Origin of the sequence: Rathayibacter sp. AY1D5 (assembly GCF_002932515.1) — a bacterium.
Classification (GTDB): Bacteria; Actinomycetota; Actinomycetes; order Actinomycetales; family Microbacteriaceae; genus Rathayibacter.
In genome coordinates this window covers 25,322-43,301 of sequence record NZ_PSVU01000033.1, presented here as the reverse complement: position 1 = coordinate 43,301, position 17,980 = coordinate 25,322, and the positions used below count along the sequence as shown (strand labels likewise).

The window sequence follows — 17,980 nt, the reverse complement described above, 5'->3', positions numbered from 1 at the left end:
TCGGCCAGGCCTGGCTCATCACGACGCTGCTCGCGGCCGTCGTCACCGTCCTCTGCTTCGCCGTCCGCAACCAGACCGCGCTCGTCTTCGTCACGGGCCGGGAGGACGAGCCCGGTCTCGCCGCGCTCGCGCTGGGCCTGCTCGCGCTCGCGTCCTCCGTGCATCCGCTCTGGGCCCTCCCCGCCGTCGCCGTGGCGGTCGCCGCGGTGATCGCGTCCGTGCGGGCGCTGCGGTGGGCGGGCGAGCGGAGGAGCGCGGTGGCCGGGCTCGCCTGCGCGGCTCTCGCGCTGCTCGTCTGCTCCGTCACGGCACCCGCCTCCGTGCGGGCGGGCCTCGGCCTGCTGGCCTGGATCACCGCCCTGCGGCCCGGCTCGTGAGCGGGCGCGGCTCCGGTCCAGCCCGCCTCGCTACAGTGACGGCGGCCCGCGCCCGAGCGGGCCGGGAGGACGGCCACGATGGCTCAGACGGACGGTTGGATCTCGACGGCGATCTGGTGGCACGTCTACCCGCTCGGCTTCACGGGCGCCGAGGCGAGCGCCTCGGAGGGTCCGGGCCCGGACGACGAGCCGCAGCACCGCCTCCGCGCCCTGCTCCCCTGGCTCGACGACCTGCTGGCGCTGGGCTGCAACGGGCTGCTGCTGGGGCCGGTCTTCGCCTCCTCCACCCACGGCTACGACACGGTCGACCACTTCCGGGTCGATCCCCGCCTCGGCGACGAGGCAGACCTCGACGCGCTGATCGCCGCGTGCCGCGAGCGCGGGATCCGGGTGCTGCTCGACGGGGTCTTCAACCACGTGGGACGGGAGCACCCCTGGTGGCGTGCCGCGGTCGCGGCCGGCGAGGGCTCCCCCGAGGCGGCGCGCTTCTCCCGCAGCGAGCGGTCGCAGGAGGTCGACGGCCTCCGCGTCGACGTGTTCGAGGGGCACGACGCCCTGGTCGAGCTCGACAACGGGAACCCCGAGGTCGCGGAGCACGTGTCGTCCGTGCTCGCGCACTGGCTCGAGCGGGGCATCGACGGCTGGCGGCTCGACGCGGCGTACGCGGTCGCGCCGGCGGCCTGGCACGCGGCGATCGACCCGGTGCGGCAGCGCTTCCCCGACGCGTGGTTCGTCGGCGAGGTCATCCACGGCGACTACACCGGCTACGTGCGGGAGTCCGGGCTCGACTCGGTCACGCAGTACGAGCTCTGGAAGGCCGTCCGCAACTCCCTCGAGGAGGCGAACCTCTTCGAGCTGGCCTGGTCCCTGAAGCGCCACGACGACTTCGTCCGCGAGTTCCTGCCCCTGACCTTCGTCGGCAACCACGACGTGACCCGGATCGCCAGCGCCGTCAGCGACGAGCGCCACCACGGCCACGCCACGGCGATCCTCGGCTTCGTCGCCGGCGTGCCGAGCATCTACTCCGGCGACGAGCGGGGCCTGCGCGGCGTCAAGGAGGAGCGGATCGGCGGCGACGACGCGATCCGCCCGGAGTTCCCGGCCGATCCCGCCGAGTGGCCGGGCGGAGAGGCCTACCGCGCCCACCAGGAGGTCGTCGCGTTCCGCCGACGGAACCCGTGGCTGGTCGGCGCGAGCACCCGCACGGTCGACCTCTCCAACACCGCCGTGCTGCTCGTGGCGGAGGGCCCGGAGGGACGCACCGCGCGGCTCGCGCTGAACATCGGCGACCAGACGGCGACCATCGGCGGCGTCCAGGTCGCTCCCCACTCCTGGTCGCTGCACGACTGACCCGGCGCGCGGGCGGCCCGGCAGTGCGCGACGGAGCGTCGACCTTCAGGGGCCTGTCCTCTACGCTCGGGCGCATGCCGAGACCTGCACGAGGACCCTCCGACGGACGAGCCGACTCGATCGACGACGCCGGGATGCCGGCGTCCGGACTCGAGCAGGCGTTCGCCGCCCCGGTCGACCCGGAGAGCGACCCCGGACCGGGCGAGAGGAGCGGCCTCTCGAGCCGCATCGCCCAGGAACTACTCGAGGACGGCTTCGGCCTCGACGCGAGCGACGAGGAGCCCCCGCCCCGCGCCGTCGAGATCGACAATCCCGCCCGCGCGGTCGGTGACGATCCCGCCCACCCCGTGCACGGCTCGATGTCCGGCGAGTTCGAGCGCCGCTGAGCCCGGCCGCCGTCGATCGGTCGTCGTGAGCCCGGCGGCACCGCTCCGCCCGCCGGCCGCCGTCACCCCGCCGGTACCGCGCCGCCGGCCGCCGGAGCCGGGTCCGGGCCGCCCGCCTGCAGCTCGGCGAGGAACCCGGGCCGGAGCACGCGCGCCTCGATCGACGCGGCTCCCGAGGTCCAGCCGTCGCCGAGCGGACGCTCGGGCGTGAGCAGCACGTGGCCCGGCGTCCCGGCTCGGCCGAGGACGGCGGCGACCCGGCCCTCCGGATCGTAGAGGGCGTGGTCGACGAGCGGCCCGTAGACGGCGTGCACCGCGAAGTCCTCGCGGCTGCCGAGGAGGACGGGCAGCAGCTCCTCGCCCGGGCGCAGGCCGTGGGGCCACCAGCGGAAGCGCTCGACGAGCTCGTGGCAGGCGGCGCACGAGGGCGAGAAGAAGACGAGGTGCGTCGCCGGGCGGGACAGCTCCTCGAGCGTCAGGAGCTCGCCGGCCACCGTGACGAACGCGAGGTCGGCGGCCGAGAGGTCGCCCTCGGGCGCGCGCCCCGGCGCGGACTCCCTGTCGGCTGCGGACAGGCGGGCGGCCGCCCGGACGCGAGCGGCCGTCGACGCCGCACGGCGGTCGCGCACCAGCACGAGCGAGACCGCGGCGAGAGCGGCGGCGAGCCCGGACGCCGCCGCCGAGGCACCGCCGCCGCCGAGCAGCGCGGCCGGAGCGAGCCCGCCGAGCGCCCCGGCCACCGCGAGCGCGAGCAGCACCGCGTTCCTCGCGACGGTGCGTCCGGTCATCCGCGCCGAGCCCAGCCCGCCGAAGCACTCGCAGTCGACGTCCTCCGTCGCGCGGACGGCGCGGACGGCGACGACGAGGAACACGGCGTCGAGGAGCGCCACCGGCACGAGGGCGGCACGGTGCGCCGGAGCGGGCGCCAGCACCACCGCGGCGCCCAGCGCGATCTCGACGACGGGGAAGGCGGCCGCGAACCAGCCGCGGCGCCGGAGGAGGAGGGGGACCCCGAGCGCCTCGAGGCTCGCCCGGAACCGCTCCGCGCGGCCGAGCTTCAGGGCACCGCTGACGACGAGCACCGCGCCCGCGCACCACGCGGCGATCGCGAGAACCGCCTCCAGCATCCGTCGCCCTCCTCGCTCGGCATCGACCCGCGCGACGCTACCGGCGCGGACCGGCCTCCCGCGGCCGAGGCGGGGAACGGGGCGGAGACGGCGCGATCCGGCGCGTTCCGCCCTCCGGACGAGCCGTTGCCGGCGCATCCGGTGCCCCGATCCGCCCAGGCGCGGCGCCCCCGGGCTCCCTCCCGGTCCCGGACGGCCGCTCGGCCGTACACTGCGAGAGGATCGGAGGGGTCATGCGGGGACGGCGAGCGCGCGACGAGCGGCACGGCACGGCGGCGAGTCCGCCTGCGGCCGCCGCTCCCCCGGCTGCGGTCACGGCTCCGGCCCCCTCGGACTCGCCGGACGACGCCTCGGGCGACGTCTCGACCGGGATGCGGATCGCCGCCGCCTGGTCGTGGCGCTTCCTCGCCGTCGCCGGGCTCCTCTACCTCCTCGTGCGCCTCGTCTCGCTGCTGCCCGTGATCGTCGTGCCGGTGCTGATCGCGCTGCTGCTCACCGCGCTCCTCACCCCGCTGCGGAACCGGCTCGAGCGCCTGCGGCTCCCCCGCCCGCTCGCGGTCCTGGTCTCGATCGTCCTGATGCTCCTCCTGCTGACCGGCCTCGTCGGGCTGGTGATCGTGCAGTCGCGCTCCGGCTTCAGCGGAGTGGGGCAGCGTGCCCTCGACGCGGTCGACGGCGTCGAGGCGTGGCTGCGGAGCCCGCCGCTGTCGTTCTCGGACGTCCAGCTCTCGGACTGGGCGCAGCGCGCGGTCGACTGGGCCGACGCGCAGGCGTCGACGATCGCGTCCGGGGCCCTCGCCGTCGGCTCCCAGCTGGCCGAGGTCTTCGCAGGGACCCTCCTCACCCTGTTCTCGCTGATCTTCCTGCTCCTCGACGGCCGCCGGATCTGGCACTGGTTCCTCCGCCTCCTCCCCCGCCGCGCGCGCCCCGCGATGGAGCGCGGCGGCGCCGCCGGCTGGCGGACCCTCAGCCAGTTCGTGATCGCGCAGCTCGGCGTCGCCGGGATCAACGCCGTCGGCATCGGCATCGGCGCGCTCGCGCTGCAGCTGCCGCTCGTCGTGCCGATCGCGATCGTGGTGTTCCTCGGCTCGTTCGTCCCGATCCTCGGCGCGATCGTGACCGGTGCGCTCGCCGCGCTGGTCGCGCTGCTGTTCAGCGGGCCCGTCGCCGCGCTCGTGATGGTCGGCGTCGTGATCCTGGTGCACCTGCTCGAGGGGCACGTGCTGCAGCCGCTCATCCTCGGGACCGCCGTGAAGGTGCATCCGCTCGCCGTGGTGCTCGGGGTCGCGACCGGGCTCGAGGTGGCCGGGCTCGCCGGGGCGCTGTTCGCGGTGCCGACGATCGCGACGCTGAACGCGGCGGTCACCGCCATGCGGGCCCGCGCGCCCGGCGCGGAGTGAGCGCGTTCGATCCGGCCGGCCGACCCGGATCGACGGTTCTGCCCGCCCTCGCCTGCCCGGTCTGCGGCGGCGCGCTCGCCCCCGATGCGCTGCCCCGCCCCTCCTCGCTCCGCTGCCCCCTCGGGCACAGCGCCGACCTCGCGCGTCAGGGCTACGCCTCGCTGCTGCGCGGGAGGCACGCGACCTCGGGCGACACCGCGGCGATGGTGCAGGCCCGCGCCGACCTGCTCGGCTCCGGCCACTACCGGGTGATCCAGGACGCGGTCGCCGCGGCCGTCCCCGCCGACGCGCGGCTCGTGGTCGATCTCGGCTGCGGCACCGGGGCGTACCTCGCGGCCGTGCTCGAGGCGCATCCGGCGGCGGACGGGCTGGGCCTGGACCTCTCGGCCCCGGCCGCCCGCCGCGCCGCCCGCGCGCACCCCCGGGCGGCGATCGCGACCGCGGACCTCTGGCAGCCCCTCCCGCTGGCCGACGCCTCCGCCGACGCGCTGCTCACCGTCTTCGCGCCGCGGAACGCCCCGGAGATGCGGCGGGTGCTCCGTCCGGGCGGCGTCGCCGTCGTCGTCACTCCGCGCGAGAGGCACCTGCACGAGATCCGCGAGCGGTTCGGGATGCTCGGCATCGACGCCGGCAAGGCGGAGCGGCTCGACGAGCAGCTGGCGGGGTTCGCGCTCGAGGAGCGCACCGAGCTGGACACGACGGTGCTGATGAGCGTCGACGAGCTGCGCGCCGAGGTGCTGATGGGGCCGAGTGCCCACCACGTGGATCCCGAGGCGCTGGACGCGCGGCTCGCGGCGGTGGAGGGGACGACTGCAGTGACGGTCGCGGTCACCGTGTCGCGCTTCGTGCGCGCGGAGTAGCGGCGGGCGCGCCGTCGGCCCCGCGTCAGTACGTCTCGCGCAGGCGCTCCTGGTCGACCACCGCTTCGCGGTCCGCGAGGCGGCGCAGGCCCGCGAGGGGCTGGGCCATCCGGTGGTTGCCGCGGAGGACCGGCTCGGCCCGGTCGAGGAAGGCCCAGTACCCGGCGGTCACCGGGCAGGCGTTCTCGCCCAGGCGCACCTTCGGGTCGAAGCGGCAGCCGCCGCAGTAGTCGGACATCCGGTTGATGTAGGCGCCGCCCGAGGCGTACGGCTTCGTCGCGACGACGCCGCCGTCGGCGTGCTGGGACATCCCGATCACGTTCGCGGGCATCACCCACTCCGTGCCGTCGACGAAGACGTCCACGAACCAGTCGTTGAGCTCCGCCGGATCCCACCCCCGCTGCAGTCCCCAGTTGCCGAGCACCATCAGGCGCTGGATGTGGTGCGCCCAGCCGTGCCGGTGCACGTCGTCGAGAGTCTCGTGCAGGCAGTTCGCCTCGATGCCGCTCGGGTCGAGCGCGAGCAGCTCGGCGGGCAGCGGCGTGGAGGCGCCGAGCGCGCGGCTGCGGTTCCGGTACTCCGGCCCGAGGTGCCAGAACAGGTTCCAGACGTAGTCGCGCCAGCCGAGGATCTGGCGGATGAACCCCTCCGTCGCCGCGATCGGCGCGCCCCCGGCGGCGTACTCCGCCTCGGCCGCCTCGACGACCGTCCGCGGATCGAGCACGCCGAGGTTCATCGGGGCGCTGAGCAGCGAGTGCGCCATCGTCCAGTCGCCCGAGAGCATCGCGTCCTCGTAGGTCCCGAAGTCGCCCAGCCGCGACGACACGAAGTCGGCGAGCGCCGCCTCTGCCTCGGCGGGCGTCGCGGCGAAGCGGCGCGGACCGTCGGCGCCGACCAGGCGGACCGCCCCCTCGGCCTCCCAGCGCGCGAGGTCGGCGCGCACCTCCTCGTCGATGTCGTCCTCCTCCGGCCACCACGGGTCCGGCAGGCCGAGCCGGGAGGCGCCCTTGGGCGGAGGCTGGCGGTTGTCGTGGTCGTAGTTCCAGCGGCCGCCCTCGGGCTGGTCGCCGCGCATCAGCACGCCGGTGCGCTCGCGGCTCCACCGGTAGAAGTCCTCCAGCAGCAGGCGCTTGCCCGAGCGGGAGAGCGCCCACTCGCGGAAGTCCTCCTCGGCCGTGATGAAGCCGCGGCTGGGCAGGACGCTCATCCCGAGCCTGCGGGCGAGGCGGCGGCCGCCGCGGGTCGGCGGGTCGATCACCTCGAGGTCGTCGCGCCCGGCGAGGGCCTCGCCGAAGGTCTCGGAGCGGACGTACTCGGCGCGGTCCCCGAGCTCGCGGGCGCGGTGGCGGAGCGCCGACAGCAGCAGCTGCGCCTTGGCGCGGTGCATCGGGCGGCGCCCGAACGCCGATCGGGCCTCGACCAGCAGCATCGGACCGCCGTCGTCGAAGGCAGGGCCGAGCTGGCCGATGACGCTCCAGCGGGTGCGAGGGGGTCTGCTCATCCTCGGAGGCTAGGGCGGGCGGATCCGGCGCCGGTAGGAGTTGCGCGGCACGGATGTGCAGCCGCCACGTCTTGCACCCCCGCCCCCGATGCAGAAGTCTCGGAGCGAGCGCGGCGGATCCGACCGCGCACCGACGCGACGAAGCGAGGAGGCCGCCATGGCCCACCACGACCACGACAACGAGCACCACGAGGGTCACGAGCACCACGACCACCACGAGGGTCACGACGAGCACACCGCCGGCCACGGCCGTCATGTCGCCGAGGGCACGAGCACCGAGGACACCGAGGGCGGCGAGTACACCTCGACGGAGGGCGTCTCGCACACCGCCGGCGAGGCCGCGGGCAGCTACGTCGACACCTCGGTCAACGAGCAGAGCACCGCCGACAAGGGCAGCTACGTCGACACCAGCGCCGCGGGCACCTCCGCCGAGGGCGAGGGCGAGTACACCGACCGCGACGAGTGACCCGCGCCCGGGCGCCGCGCGTCCCGCCGGGACACCGCGCTCCGGCCGGTGTCCCGGCGGGGAGCCGGCGCCTCGGCGGGACGCGGTGGTCCGCCGGCCCTTCAGGCGGGCTTCAGCGGAGCCGCGGCTAGCCTGGGCTCGCGCGGGGCCCCGCGCGCCGAGCCCGGGGAGGCCGCCATCCGCATCCTGGTCGTCGACGACGAGATCAACCTGCTCCGCGCCCTCGAGACGGGCCTGGAGGCCGAGGGCTTCGCCGTGGACACCGCGACCACCGGCACCGACGCCCTCTGGTACGCGCAGGAGGCCGACTACGCCGCCATCGTCCTCGACCTGATGCTCCCGGACGTCAGCGGCTTCCGCGTCTGCGAGCGGCTGCGCGCCGCCGAGGACTGGACTCCGATCCTGATGCTCACCGCGAAGGACGGCGACCTCGACCAGGTCGAGGCCCTCGACACCGGCGCCGACGACTACCTCACCAAGCCGTTCTCGTTCCCGGTGCTCGTCGCGCGGCTGCGCGCCCTCATCCGCCGCGGAGCCGCCGAGCGGCCCACGGTGCGCGTCGTCGGCGATCTCGTGCTGGATCCGGCGTCCCGGAGCGTCGAGCGGGGCGGAGTCGCCGTGCCGCTGACCGCGCGCGAGTTCAGCGTCCTCGAGTACTTCGTCTCGCGGGCGGGCGAGGTCGTCTCCAAGCGCGACGTCCTCGGAGCCGTCTGGGACTTCGACTACGACGGCGACCCGAACATCGTCGAGGTCTACGTCCGCACCCTGCGCAACAAGATCGACCGGCCCTTCGGCCGCGACACCCTCCGCACCCGGCGCGGGGCGGGCTACACGCTGGTGGCCGGGTGAGCCGCCGGAGCCTGCGGACCCGCATCACCGCGGCCGCGACCGCCGTGGTGGCCGCCGCCGCGCTCCTCGGGAGCGTGCTCTTCGTCCTGGTCCTCTCCTCCGTGCTCGCCTCGAGCGCCGCCTCCGCCGCCGACGCCGAGGCGGAGCGGGTCGCTGCGCTGGTCGAGCAGGGCGGCCCGGAGGCCGTCCGCGGCTCGGAGGGACTGGTCCAGCTCGTGGTCGACGGGCGGGTCGCCGCCGCGGGCGAGGACGCGGAGGACCTCCCTCCGCTCGCGCTGGCCGAGAGCGACGACCCGGTCACGGTCGACGTGGACGACGAGGGGCCGGTGGTGGTCGCCGCCCGCGAGCTCGACGACGACTCCCTCGTCGTGGTCGGCGTGCCCGACGAGGGCCGCGAGGAGGCGGTGTCCACGACGATCGGGCTGCTCGCGGTCGCCGTCCCGCTGCTGATCGCGCTGGTGGCGGTGGTGTGCGCCGTCGTCGTCGGCCGGGCGCTGCGCCCCGTGGAGCGGATGCGCGATGAGGCCGAGGCGGTCACCTCCTCCGCCCTGGACCGCCGGATCGCCGCTCCCGGCTCCGGCGACGAGGTCGACCGGCTGGCGCACACCCTCAACCGGATGCTCGATCGGCTGCAGAGCGGGCAGGAGCGGCAGCGGCGCTTCGTCTCGGACGCCTCGCACGAGCTGCGCTCCCCCGTCGCGGCGCTGCGTCAGACCGCGGAGGTGGCGCTCGCGCACCCGGACCGGCTCGACTCCGCCCGGCTGGCGAGGACGGTCGCGGAGGAGTCGGTGCGGCTCGGCGGGCTGATCGAGGGCCTGCTGCTGCTCGCCCGGGCGGACGAGGCGCGCCTGGCCGTGGCGGCGGCTCCCGTGGACCTCGACGATCTCGCCCTCGGCGAGGTGCGGCGCCTGCGCGACTCCGGAGCCCGGGTCGACGCGAGCGGGATCTCACCCGTGCAGGCGGTGGCCGACGAGGCCCTGCTCTCGCGGGCGCTGCGGAACCTGGTCGACAACGCGGTGCGGCACCGCTCCTCGCAGCTGGCGCTCTCGACTCGGATCGACGGAGCGGAGGCGGTGCTCGCGGTGGACGACGACGGGCCGGGGATCCCGGCGGCGGAGCGCGAGCGGGTGCTCGAGCGCTTCGTTCGCCTCGACGAGGGCCGGGCGCGCGACGCCGGAGGCTCGGGCCTCGGCCTGGCGATCGTCGCCGGGATCGCCCGGGCCCACGGCGGACGGGTCGTCGTCGACGACTCGGCGCTGGGCGGCGCCCGGGTCGAGGTACGGGTGCCGCTCGTCCGCTGAGCGGGCGCTTCAGGCTCGCTTCAGCGCCCGACCGCGAGAGTGCTGGAGGCGTCGACGAGCGGCGCCGGGACGGAGCCATCGTGCAGAAGAAGACGAAGATCATCGCCGGGATCGCCGGAGCGGTCGTGCTGATCGGAGCCGGAACGGGCATCGCCTACGCCGCGACCGACGGCTTCGAGGGATCCGACTCCCTCATCGGCAGCGACCTGGACCGCGCGAGCGAGGCAGCGCTCGCCGAGATCGGCGGCGGGACCGTCACCTCGGCCGAGCGCGACGACGACGGCGCCACCGGCTACGAGCTGGACCTGACCGACCGCGCCGGCCTCGAGTACGAGGTGCGCCTCGACGACTCCTTCGCCGTCCTGTCCGTCGACCCCGACGACCGCGCCCTCCAGGCCGGCTCCGACAACGACGGCGTGCCTGCCGGCGACCCGACCGCGGCCGCCGTGGACCCGGACGACCTCACCGGCGACGACCTCGCCCGCGCGAGCGAGGCGGCGCTGGGCGCCGTCGGCTCCGGGACCGTCACCGAGGCCGAGCGCAGCGACGACGCCGGCCACGCCTTCAAGGTGGAGGTCACCCGCGAGGACGGCACGGACGTGGACGTCGAGCTCGACGCGGCGTTCGCCGTGCTCTCGACGCAGGAGTAGCGCTCTAGCGGCCGCCGGGGCCCTTCGCGGCCCCGGGCGCGGCACCGCTGCCCGCGGGGGCGCCGACGCCGGTCGCCGCACCGCGAGCGCCGGGGCCGTTGCCGTTGCCGCCCGCGTTGCCGTTGCCGTTGCCGTTGCCGTTGCCGTTGCCGGGAGCGTTCCCGCCGTTGCCGGGAGCGTTCCCGCTGTTCCCGGGTGCGTCGCCGCTGTTCCCCGGAGCGTCCCCGCTGTTCCCCGGAGCGTCCTCGCCGGGAGCGGCCGGGGTTTCCTCCGCGGGCTCCTCCGGCTCGGTCGGCGTCTCCTCCGGCTCCGACTCCTCGGGCGAGGGGGCGGGGTCGTCCTCGGTCTCGACGGGGGCCGGCGTGTCCTCCGGCTCCTCCTCGATCGGGGTCGTCTCCTCGGGAGCCGGTTCGGTCGTCTCGGCCGGTGCCGGCTCCGGGGCTCCCGCGATCAGGGCCTCGAGGTCGGCGCGGACGACGTCGGCCTGCGCCTGCACCGTCGCTGCGCGGTCGGAGCTGACCGAGCCCTCGGCGAGCGCGGCGTCGAGCGCCGACTGCAGCGAGGCGAGCTCGGTGAGAGCGCCCTGGTAGTCGTCGGCCGAGGCCTTCTCGGCGACGGCGACCACCGCGTCGTCGAGGGTCTGGGCGGTGCCCTCGTCGATGCCCTGCGGCGCGGAGGAGCATCCGCTCAGCAGCAGGACCGAGGCGAGCACGGCGCCGGCGGCGCGCAGTCGGAGGCCCCTCACGAGCGGATGCTCTCGCGCAGCTGACGGAGGTGGTCGCCCAGCTCGCCGTCCACCTGCGGCAGAGGCGACTGGGGACCGTCGATCAGGATGATCGCGAGCCCGACGGCGACCGCGACCAGCGCGAGCACCAGCACGATCAGCCACGGGCTCGGGCCGCGGCGCTGAGGACGGGCGGCCGCGGGGCGGAGCGGAGCCGTGCGCGGCGCCGGAGCGGTCTGCGGTGCCGGAGCGATCCGCGGTGCCGGAGCGATCCGCTCGGTCGCGGTGAAGCGCTGCGTCGGATCGAGCGCCTCCGCCCGCGTGATCGGCTCGGTCTCGGCCAGCGGCTCCGTCGACATCACCCGGGTGGCGGGGACGTCGGGGACGACGATGGCCGCCGGCGGGGAGTCGCGCCGCGGATCGATCAGGCGGCGTGCCGACTCCGCCACCTGGAGCGCGGCGGGACGCTCGCCGGGCTCGCGCCGCGTCATCGAGGTCAGGAGCGAGGTCCACCCGCTGCCGAGCGACTCCGAGACCTCGGGGTCGCGGAGCAGGCGGGCGAGCGTGACCTCGATCGCCGAGCCCGTGAACGGGCGGCGACCGGTCAGCGACTCCAGGAGCACCAGGCCGAGGGAGTAGATGTCGCTCGCCGACGTGACCGGGTCGCCGTGCGCCTGCTCGGGGCTGAGGTAGGCAGCGGTGCCGATGAGGGTGCCCGGCGCGGTGATCCGCGTCGCGTCGATGAGGGAGGCGATGCCGAAGTCGGCCAGCTTCGGGCGGAACTCGCGGCTGGTCAGCGGGCTCGGGACGAGCAGCACGTTCGACGGCTTCACGTCGCGGTGCACGACTCCGGCCGCGTGGACCGTGTGCAGGGCCTCGCCGAGGTCGCCCGCCATCGAGGCGACGTCGTTCGGCGCGACCGGGCCCTCGGCGAGCCGCTCGGACAGGCTCGGGCCCTCGGCGAGCTCCATCACCATGTAGGCCTGGCCGTTGGTGTCGTCGCCGCCGTCGTGCGCGTCGTAGAGCGTGACGAGGGCGGGGTGGTTGAGGGCCGCGAGCAGCCGGATCTCGGACGCCTTGCGCTGCAGGTCCTGTGCGTCGTCGATGCCGGGGGCGAACATCTTCAGCGCGACGGAGCGGCCGAGGACGCCGTCTCGCGCCCGGTAGACCGTGGCCATGCCGCCGCGGCCGATGAGCTCCTCGATCGTGTACCGGCCGTCGACCGTCGTCCCGACGATGCGGGTGTCGCCTGTCCGGTGGGATGCCACGGGTCCTCCTCGCGGTCGGCGGCGGGTGTGCCGCGCCCCCCGATGCGACCATCGACCCAGGGTAGTACGTCGACCCTGCACGCCGCCCTCCCCCGGCCGGGCTGTCAAGCGGGTGCCCCCGCGCGCGCCCCGACGTAGCGTCGGAGGTCCCGACGAAAGGCGACGACATGGACCAGGACCGCACGGAGCAGGACGACCAGGGCTCGACCATCGGCAAGCCGGACGGGGCGGCGCCCGCCACCTCCTCCGAGAGCGAGACCATCGAGAAGGACATCTCGGAGTCGCCCGGCAGCGAGCGCGAGACCGAGGCCAAGCAGGACTCGGATCCGGCGGAGAGCCGCACCGAGGTCTCCGGCTCGGCCGAGGTGAAGGCCGTGCCCGGCACGGGCGGCCCGGACGACGTGGGCGACGTCGAGGTCGACCCCGACGAGGTCTCGCTGAACGGCAAGCCGTTCCCGGGTCACGCCGGCACGAAGTAGGACGCACGGGAGGGGCGGGGCCGCGGCTCCGCCCCTCCCGTGCTCTCCGGTCCACGCACCACCGGTCGTCCGCCCTCGCCCCGAGGTTCCGCGGACCGCGCGGAGCGTCCCGCGCGTGTCGGGCGAGCGGCGTCAGGCGACCGGCGTCAGCAGGCCCGGGTCGCGGCGGTCGACCGTGCGGGAGTTGTTCACGCGGCGGTCGACCGGGTGGGCCGTGACGGTCGAGGCCATCGCGACGGACGCCCGGTCGAGGGTGGCGAGCATCTCCTCGGCGGAGGCGAGCGGAGCCGGGTCGAGCCAGGCGTCGCGCACGTCGAGCGTGAGGAACACGGGCATCCGGTCGTGCACCTCGCCGGAGGCGTCGCGCGCCTCGCGGGTGATGATCGTGAAGGAGACGCGCCAGTCGTCGCCCTCCTTGCGGGCCGTGTAGAGGCCGGCCGCGGCGAGGATCGGCTCCTCGCCCTGCAGGAACCACGGCTGCTTGCCGTCGGCGCGGGTCTCCCACTCGTAGTACCCGCGCATCGGCACGATCGCGCGCTGCTTGGCGAACGCACCGCGGAACAGGCCGTTCGTCGCGACCGACTCGAGGCGCGCGTTGATCGGCGAGGGCCCCCTGCCCTTCGACCAGGACGGGGTGAAGCCCCAGGACGCGAACTCCAGCTCGCGCTCCCGCTCGCCGTCGTGGAGCCGCTCGCGCACGATCGGCGCGACGTCGGTGGGAGCGACGCTGTAGTCGGGCGCCCAGTCCTCGGCGCGCCCGCCCGCGGCGACGAACTCGCGGATCAGCTCATCGGTCTCGGAGTCCATCGCGAAGCGGCCGCACATGCGGGACAGGCTACGCCGCACCTCCGACGCCGCGCGAGGCGCGCGGTGCGACCACCCGGGACTTCGCGGACCAGAAGCGCATCAGCGCGCCGGCGAGGATCGAGCCCAGCGCACCTGCGGCGAGGTCGCCGAGCGTGTCCTCGTAGCCGACGAAGATCGAGGAGTCGATGAAGCGGTGCCCCGCCCACTCGCCCCACTCCCACAGGACGCCCGCCGTCGTCCCGAAGCAGGCGCAGAGCACGACCGCCGGGAGCAGCGGCCCGCGATCGCCCGCGACGGCCGGCACGACTCCGGCCCGCGCGGCGACGATGTAGGCCACCGCGGCGATCAGCCCGTTGAGCACGCAGTGCACGACCAGGTCCCACTGCGGCCAGGCCTCGTAGAGGCCGAGGACGCTGCTCCAGGACGCCACGAGCAGCGCGAGCCCGAAGAGGGCGTCGAGCGCCGGACGGATGCCGAGGAAGCGCGGCAGCACCAGCCCGATCGCCGCGAGCGCGAGCACCGCCACGTCGACCAGGTCCCAGCCGATCGCGGCCGCCACGATGCTCGCCGCCCCGATCGCGCGGATGCCGTCGGCCGTCCACTCCCCGCGGGTGCGCGGGGGCTCGAGGAAGGTCTCGACGAGGGCGGAGCCGCTCACGGGCTCGTGAAGCGCAGCACGGCCTGGACCGGCTCGTGGTCGGAGGGCGCCGCTCCCCCGTAGCGGACGGCGTTGATCCCGGCGGAGACCACCTCGAACGCGCCCTCGCTGACGAGCAGCCAGTCGATCCGCTTGCCCGGCGCCGGCGCGCGGTAGTTCGAGAAGGTGCTCCACGAGTGGGTGAGGTGCTTCTCCGCCGTCTCCCACGCGTCCGCGAGGCGGCCCTCCTCGAGGATCGTCCGGTAGGGGACGGTGTCGACGTCGGTGTTGGTGTCGCCCATCACGATCGCGGGGCGTCCGAGCTCGAGGACGCGGCGGGCGATCAGCTCGGCGGAGCGCTGGCGCGAGCGCCGCGAGATGTGGTCGAAGTGGGTCGAGATCACGGTGAGCTCGCGGCTGGTCGCGTGATCGGTCAGCTCCGCGATCACCGCGGTGCGCGGGATGCGGTTGCCCCAGCTGCGCGAGCCGGCGACGTCCGGGGTGTCCGAGAGGGCGATCTGGGTCCAGTGCCGGACGGCGTAGCGGCTGCGGTCGACGAAGAGCATCACGCGCTCGCCGCCGCGGTCCGCGTCCCGGCCGAAGCCCATCGCCTCGAAGGAGGAGCCCAGCGCCTCGTGCACGGCGGCCGACTGGTCCGGCAGCGCCTCCTGCACGGCGAGGATCGAGGGGCGCTCCTGCTCCAGCACCCGCTGGACGAGCGGGCGGCGCCGGTCCCACTGGTCGACGGCGCGGGAGGTGAGGCGCGGCATCCGCCGGCGGATGTTGTAGGTCATCACGTGCAGATCGGGCGCCTCGGTCGGGCCGATCAGAGGCGTCGCGTCGGTCATCACTCCACCCTACGGGGGCGGATCGAGGTGCCACGGAGGCTTGCGGTGACCGCTCCCGGCCGCTCTACTTCGGACATGCCCCTCTCCCAGGACCTCACCGCCCTCGCCGACGAGCGCTTCGTCTCGCTCACCACGTTCCGGAAGTCCGGGGACGCCGTCTCGACCCCGGTCTGGATCGCCCGCGACGGCCACGAGCTGATCGTCACCACTCCCCGCCGCAGCGGCAAGGTGAAGCGCCTCCGCAACGACGCGCGGGTGACCCTCGTCCCCTGCGACCGCCGCGGCCGCGTCTCCGACTACGCGGCGCCGGTCGAGGCCGCCGCGGAGATCGACGCCGACCCCGGCGAGGTCGAGCGCCTGGGCCGCGTGTTCCTGGCGAAGTACCGGCTCGAGTACCGCGTGTTCCTCCTGATCGAGGGCCTGGTCACCCGCGCCGACCGCACCCGCGTGATGCTCCGCGTCTCCGACCGCTGACCCGCACCGCCCTACACCCCCGGAGGCTCCCGCCGGAAGGCCTGGGGGCCGCCGGACCCGGGGTCTACCGTGGGGCGATCGCCGGTGCCCCTGCGCGCTTCCCGCGTGCGCTCCGGCGGCAGTCAGAAGGAGCACGCAATGAGCATCGGAGCAGGGATCTTCCTCCTCGTCGTCGGCGCGGTCCTCGCCTTCGCGGTGGACGTGCAGGTGTCCGGGATCGACCTGAAGCTGGTCGGCTACATCCTCATGGCGGCCGGAGCGGTCGGCCTGATCCTCGGGCTGGTCCTGCTGACGCGCCGCCGCCAGGCCGTCTCGACCACGCGCTCGGCCGTCGACCCGGCCAGCGGCGAGCAGGTCACCCGCCGCTCGAGCGAGAGCGACGGCCCGCTGATCTGATCGGCGGAACGACGAAGGGCGGGACCTCGCGGTCCCGCCCTTCGTCGTTCACGGCCCTACTCGGCGGGCTCGTCCGGCTCGCCGCCGGAGACGGTGTCGGTGTCGCCGCCACCGGAGGAGGTGTCCGTCCCGGTGCCGTCGGGGAGGTCCTCGGTCTTCTCGGTGTCCTCACCCGTGGTGCGGTCGGTGCTCATGGCGCTCTCCCTTCGCGTCGGCGACCTGCCGACCCTCCCACTCTGCTCCGCCCGCGCCTCGCGGGGCAGGGGGTAGCGGAGGCGGAGGCCGGCGTGGAAGGCGCCTACTCCTCGACGACGATGGTGGTGATGACAGGGTTCCGGCGGTGGCGGCGGGTCAGCCAGCGGCCGAGGGTGCGCGTGATCAGCGCCTCCATGGCCTCGAGCTCGACCGGCTTGCCCGCGGCCTGCAGGACGGCGTCGTCGATCGCCTTGCTCGCGTTGGCCTTCCAGCCCGGCTCCTCGACGAAGCCGCGGGTGAAGAACTCGACCGGCTCGCCGAGCGTGCCGCGGTCGAGGTCGGCGATGGCGAGGACCGTGATGGCCCCCTCCTCGGCGAGGACGATGCGGTCGTTCATCGCGTCCTCGGTGGCGACGCCCATCGTGGTGCCGTCGACCAGGATCTGGTCGGCCGGGATGCGCCCGCTGATGCGCGAGCGGCCCTTCACCAGGTCGATCGAGACGCCGTCCTCGATGACGAAGACGTCCTTCTCGTCGATCCCGGTGCGGGTCGCGATCGCCGCGTTCGCGGTGAGGTGGCGCCACTCGCCGTGCACGGGGAGCACCGCGGTGGGGCGCAGGATGTTGTAGCAGTAGGCGAGCTCGCCCGCGCTGGCGTGGCCCGAGACATGCACCTTGGCGTTGCCCTTGTGCACGACCGTGGCGCCCCAGCGGGTGAAGGCGTTGATGATCCGGTAGATCGCGTTCTCGTTGCCGGGGATCAGCGAGCTGGCCAGCAGCACGGTGTCGCCGGGGCCGATGTCGATGATGTGGTCCTTGTTGGCCATGCGCGAGAGCGCCGCCATCGGCTCGCCCTGCGAACCGGTGCAGATCATCACGATCTCGGTCGCGGGGAGCTTCTCGAGCACCTTCATGTCGACGACGAGGCCGGCCGGGATCTTGAGGTAGCCCAGGTCGGCGGCGATGCCCATGTTGCGGACCATCGAGCGGCCGACGAAGGCGACCTTGCGGCCGTGGCGCTGCGCGGCGTCGAGGACCTGCTGGATGCGGTGCACGTGGCTCGCGAAGCTGGACACGACGATGCGGCGCGGCGCGGTGCGGAACACCTGGTCGATCGCGGGGGCGAGGTCGCCCTCCGAGATCGCGAAGCCGGGGACGTCGGCGTTCGTGGAGTCGACCAGGAACAGGTCGACTCCCTCGTCGCCGAGGCGCGCGAAGCCGGGGAGGTCGGTGGTGCGCCCGTCGAGCGGGAACTGGTCCATCTTGAAGTCGCCCGTGTGCAGCACGAGGCCGGCCTCGGTGCGGATCGCGACGGCGAGCCCGTCCGGGATGGAGTGGTTCACGGCGAGGAACTCGAGGTCGAAGACGCCGGCGTCGATCCGGTCGCCCTCCTTCACCGGACGCGTGCGCGGGGTGATGCGGTGCTCCTGCAGCTTCGCGCTGATCAGCGCGAGGGTGAAGGTCGAGGCGATGATCGGGATGTCGCCGCGCTCCTTGAGGAGGTACGGCACGCCGCCGATGTGGTCCTCGTGGCCGTGGGTGAGGACGATGGCCTCGATGTCCTTCAGGCGCGAGCGGATCGCGGCGAAGTCGGGGAGGATCACGTCGATGCCGGGCTGGTTCTCCTCGGGGAAGAGGACGCCGCAGTCGACGATGAGCAGCTTGCCCTTGTGCTCGAAGACGGTCATGTTGCGGCCGATCTCGCCGAGGCCGCCGAGCGGAGTGATCCGCATGGCGCCCTTCTCGAGGGGCTTGGGCTTGGGGAGCTCGAGGTGGTGGCGGGCGGGCTTGGCGGTTCTGGCGTTTCTCATGCGGTTCTTCCGGGAGGGAGTGGCTGGACGCGGGCGCGCGGCGCAGGGTCCGACCGCGCGCCCGGTCGGGCCGCG

At 74.7% G+C, this 17,980-nt stretch carries 20 protein-coding genes and 1 pseudogene; 12 read left to right on the top strand and 9 right to left on the bottom strand.

Annotated features, from left to right (window positions below):
- From C5C82_RS11360 to C5C82_RS11350, 3 genes and pseudogenes are all read left to right on the top strand, one after another.
- Positions 1-377 (top strand): annotated as a pseudogene (locus tag C5C82_RS11360) (hypothetical protein); the annotation flags it as partial.
- 78 nt (positions 378-455) lie between these two features.
- Positions 456-1,727 carry an alpha-amylase family glycosyl hydrolase gene (locus tag C5C82_RS11355; RefSeq protein ID WP_104295245.1) on the top strand — a complete coding sequence of 424 codons (1,272 nt, stop codon included), beginning with the start codon at positions 456-458 and terminating at the stop codon, positions 1,725-1,727.
- A gap of 74 nt (positions 1,728-1,801) precedes the next feature.
- A complete protein-coding gene (locus C5C82_RS11350; protein ID WP_146083689.1) occupies positions 1,802-2,113 on the top strand; it encodes a hypothetical protein in 312 nt (103 codons plus the stop codon).
- Between the two features lie 62 nt (positions 2,114-2,175).
- Here C5C82_RS11350 and C5C82_RS11345 read toward each other — a convergent pair whose 3' ends face one another.
- Positions 2,176-3,240 carry a MauE/DoxX family redox-associated membrane protein gene (locus C5C82_RS11345; RefSeq protein WP_104295243.1) on the bottom strand — a complete coding sequence of 355 codons (1,065 nt, stop codon included), beginning with the start codon at positions 3,238-3,240 and terminating at the stop codon, positions 2,176-2,178.
- Positions 3,241-3,473: 233 nt separating this feature from the next.
- Between C5C82_RS11345 and C5C82_RS17855 the strand changes: the two genes are divergently transcribed.
- The gene (locus C5C82_RS17855) at positions 3,474-4,640 is read left to right on the top strand and encodes an AI-2E family transporter (protein ID WP_104226121.1); all 1,167 of its coding nucleotides are present in this window, start codon (positions 3,474-3,476) and stop codon (positions 4,638-4,640) included.
- Entirely contained in the window at positions 4,637-5,500 is an 864-nt protein-coding gene (locus C5C82_RS11340; RefSeq protein ID WP_219812575.1) for a methyltransferase domain-containing protein, read from the top strand. Before C5C82_RS17855 ends, C5C82_RS11340 begins: the two co-directional genes overlap by 4 nt.
- 25 nt (positions 5,501-5,525) lie before the next feature.
- Here the strand turns inward: C5C82_RS11340 and C5C82_RS11335 are convergent, their stop codons facing one another.
- A complete protein-coding gene (locus C5C82_RS11335) occupies positions 5,526-7,001 on the bottom strand; it encodes a cryptochrome/photolyase family protein (RefSeq protein WP_104246940.1) in 1,476 nt (491 codons plus the stop codon).
- Between the two features lie 157 nt (positions 7,002-7,158).
- Here C5C82_RS11335 and C5C82_RS17610 point away from each other — a divergent pair, with 157 nt between their 5' ends.
- The 4 genes from C5C82_RS17610 to C5C82_RS11315 all read left to right on the top strand — a co-directional run bounded on the left by C5C82_RS17610 (position 7,159) and on the right by C5C82_RS11315 (position 10,267).
- Positions 7,159-7,467: a hypothetical protein gene (locus C5C82_RS17610; RefSeq protein WP_181068079.1), complete on the top strand. Its 309-nt coding sequence runs from the start codon at positions 7,159-7,161 to the stop codon at positions 7,465-7,467.
- A gap of 177 nt (positions 7,468-7,644) precedes the next feature.
- Positions 7,645-8,316: a response regulator transcription factor gene (locus C5C82_RS11325; RefSeq protein ID WP_104222956.1), complete on the top strand. Its 672-nt coding sequence runs from the start codon at positions 7,645-7,647 to the stop codon at positions 8,314-8,316.
- The gene (locus tag C5C82_RS11320; RefSeq protein ID WP_258059999.1) at positions 8,313-9,617 is read left to right on the top strand and encodes a cell wall metabolism sensor histidine kinase WalK; all 1,305 of its coding nucleotides are present in this window, start codon (positions 8,313-8,315) and stop codon (positions 9,615-9,617) included. The genes C5C82_RS11325 and C5C82_RS11320 overlap by 4 nt, the downstream gene beginning before the upstream one ends.
- Before the next feature lie 80 nt (positions 9,618-9,697).
- The gene (locus C5C82_RS11315; protein WP_104349357.1) at positions 9,698-10,267 is read left to right on the top strand and encodes a PepSY domain-containing protein; all 570 of its coding nucleotides are present in this window, start codon (positions 9,698-9,700) and stop codon (positions 10,265-10,267) included.
- A gap of 4 nt (positions 10,268-10,271) precedes the next feature.
- Here C5C82_RS11315 and C5C82_RS11310 read toward each other — a convergent pair whose 3' ends face one another.
- Both C5C82_RS11310 and C5C82_RS11305 read right to left on the bottom strand, forming a co-directional pair.
- On the bottom strand, positions 10,272-11,012 hold the full coding sequence (locus C5C82_RS11310) for a hypothetical protein (protein WP_104355096.1): 741 nt from the start codon (positions 11,010-11,012) through the stop codon (positions 10,272-10,274).
- Positions 11,009-12,259, bottom strand: a complete 1,251-nt coding sequence (locus C5C82_RS11305; RefSeq protein WP_104295240.1) for a serine/threonine-protein kinase — start codon at positions 12,257-12,259, stop codon at positions 11,009-11,011. The genes C5C82_RS11310 and C5C82_RS11305 overlap by 4 nt, the downstream gene beginning before the upstream one ends.
- Positions 12,260-12,426: 167 nt before the next feature.
- On the opposite strand from C5C82_RS11305, the gene C5C82_RS11300 reads away from it, so the two are divergent.
- The gene (locus C5C82_RS11300) at positions 12,427-12,738 is read left to right on the top strand and encodes a hypothetical protein (protein WP_104222919.1); all 312 of its coding nucleotides are present in this window, start codon (positions 12,427-12,429) and stop codon (positions 12,736-12,738) included.
- A 132-nt stretch (positions 12,739-12,870) separates the two neighbouring features.
- Here C5C82_RS11300 and C5C82_RS11295 read toward each other — a convergent pair whose 3' ends face one another.
- The 3 genes from C5C82_RS11295 to C5C82_RS11285 are packed head-to-tail and all read right to left on the bottom strand — an operon-like array spanning position 12,871 to position 15,030.
- The gene (locus tag C5C82_RS11295; protein WP_104355095.1) at positions 12,871-13,563 is read right to left on the bottom strand and encodes an SOS response-associated peptidase; all 693 of its coding nucleotides are present in this window, start codon (positions 13,561-13,563) and stop codon (positions 12,871-12,873) included.
- A gap of 10 nt (positions 13,564-13,573) precedes the next feature.
- Positions 13,574-14,203, bottom strand: coding sequence for a hypothetical protein (locus tag C5C82_RS11290; RefSeq protein WP_104233061.1), 630 nt, complete (start codon positions 14,201-14,203; stop codon positions 13,574-13,576).
- Positions 14,200-15,030: an endonuclease/exonuclease/phosphatase family protein gene (locus tag C5C82_RS11285; protein ID WP_104233060.1), complete on the bottom strand. Its 831-nt coding sequence runs from the start codon at positions 15,028-15,030 to the stop codon at positions 14,200-14,202. Before C5C82_RS11285 ends, C5C82_RS11290 begins: the two co-directional genes overlap by 4 nt.
- 75 nt (positions 15,031-15,105) lie before the next feature.
- On the opposite strand from C5C82_RS11285, the gene C5C82_RS11280 reads away from it, so the two are divergent.
- Together C5C82_RS11280 and C5C82_RS11275 are read left to right on the top strand one after the other, a co-directional pair.
- Positions 15,106-15,504, top strand: a complete 399-nt coding sequence (locus C5C82_RS11280; protein WP_104295239.1) for a PPOX class F420-dependent oxidoreductase — start codon at positions 15,106-15,108, stop codon at positions 15,502-15,504.
- Positions 15,505-15,642: 138 nt separating this feature from the next.
- The gene (locus tag C5C82_RS11275) at positions 15,643-15,900 is read left to right on the top strand and encodes a DUF6458 family protein (protein ID WP_104222924.1); all 258 of its coding nucleotides are present in this window, start codon (positions 15,643-15,645) and stop codon (positions 15,898-15,900) included.
- 56 nt (positions 15,901-15,956) lie between these two features.
- Here the strand turns inward: C5C82_RS11275 and C5C82_RS17605 are convergent, their stop codons facing one another.
- On the bottom strand, positions 15,957-16,094 hold the full coding sequence (locus tag C5C82_RS17605) for a hypothetical protein (RefSeq protein WP_159940924.1): 138 nt from the start codon (positions 16,092-16,094) through the stop codon (positions 15,957-15,959).
- 104 nt (positions 16,095-16,198) lie between these two features.
- Positions 16,199-17,905, bottom strand: a complete 1,707-nt coding sequence (locus tag C5C82_RS11270; protein ID WP_104222925.1) for a ribonuclease J — start codon at positions 17,903-17,905, stop codon at positions 16,199-16,201.
- Between the last annotated feature and the right edge of the window lie 75 nt (positions 17,906-17,980).

Coding starts and splice junctions, on each gene's coding strand:
- C5C82_RS11295 (WP_104355095.1), bottom strand. CDS start 13,563: ATGTGCGGCCGCTTCGCGATGGACTCCGAGACCGATGAGCTGATCCGC.
- C5C82_RS11280 (WP_104295239.1), top strand. CDS start 15,106: ATGCCCCTCTCCCAGGACCTCACCGCCCTCGCCGACGAGCGCTTCGTC.
- C5C82_RS11335 (WP_104246940.1), bottom strand. CDS start 7,001: ATGAGCAGACCCCCTCGCACCCGCTGGAGCGTCATCGGCCAGCTCGGC.
- C5C82_RS11275 (WP_104222924.1), top strand. CDS start 15,643: ATGAGCATCGGAGCAGGGATCTTCCTCCTCGTCGTCGGCGCGGTCCTC.
- C5C82_RS11345 (WP_104295243.1), bottom strand. CDS start 3,240: ATGCTGGAGGCGGTTCTCGCGATCGCCGCGTGGTGCGCGGGCGCGGTG.
- C5C82_RS17605 (WP_159940924.1), bottom strand. CDS start 16,094: ATGAGCACCGACCGCACCACGGGTGAGGACACCGAGAAGACCGAGGAC.
- C5C82_RS11285 (WP_104233060.1), bottom strand. CDS start 15,030: ATGACCGACGCGACGCCTCTGATCGGCCCGACCGAGGCGCCCGATCTG.
- C5C82_RS11270 (WP_104222925.1), bottom strand. CDS start 17,905: ATGAGAAACGCCAGAACCGCCAAGCCCGCCCGCCACCACCTCGAGCTC.
- C5C82_RS11355 (WP_104295245.1), top strand. CDS start 456: ATGGCTCAGACGGACGGTTGGATCTCGACGGCGATCTGGTGGCACGTC.
- C5C82_RS17610 (WP_181068079.1), top strand. CDS start 7,159: ATGGCCCACCACGACCACGACAACGAGCACCACGAGGGTCACGAGCAC.
- C5C82_RS17855 (WP_104226121.1), top strand. CDS start 3,474: ATGCGGGGACGGCGAGCGCGCGACGAGCGGCACGGCACGGCGGCGAGT.
- C5C82_RS11350 (WP_146083689.1), top strand. CDS start 1,802: ATGCCGAGACCTGCACGAGGACCCTCCGACGGACGAGCCGACTCGATC.
- C5C82_RS11300 (WP_104222919.1), top strand. CDS start 12,427: ATGGACCAGGACCGCACGGAGCAGGACGACCAGGGCTCGACCATCGGC.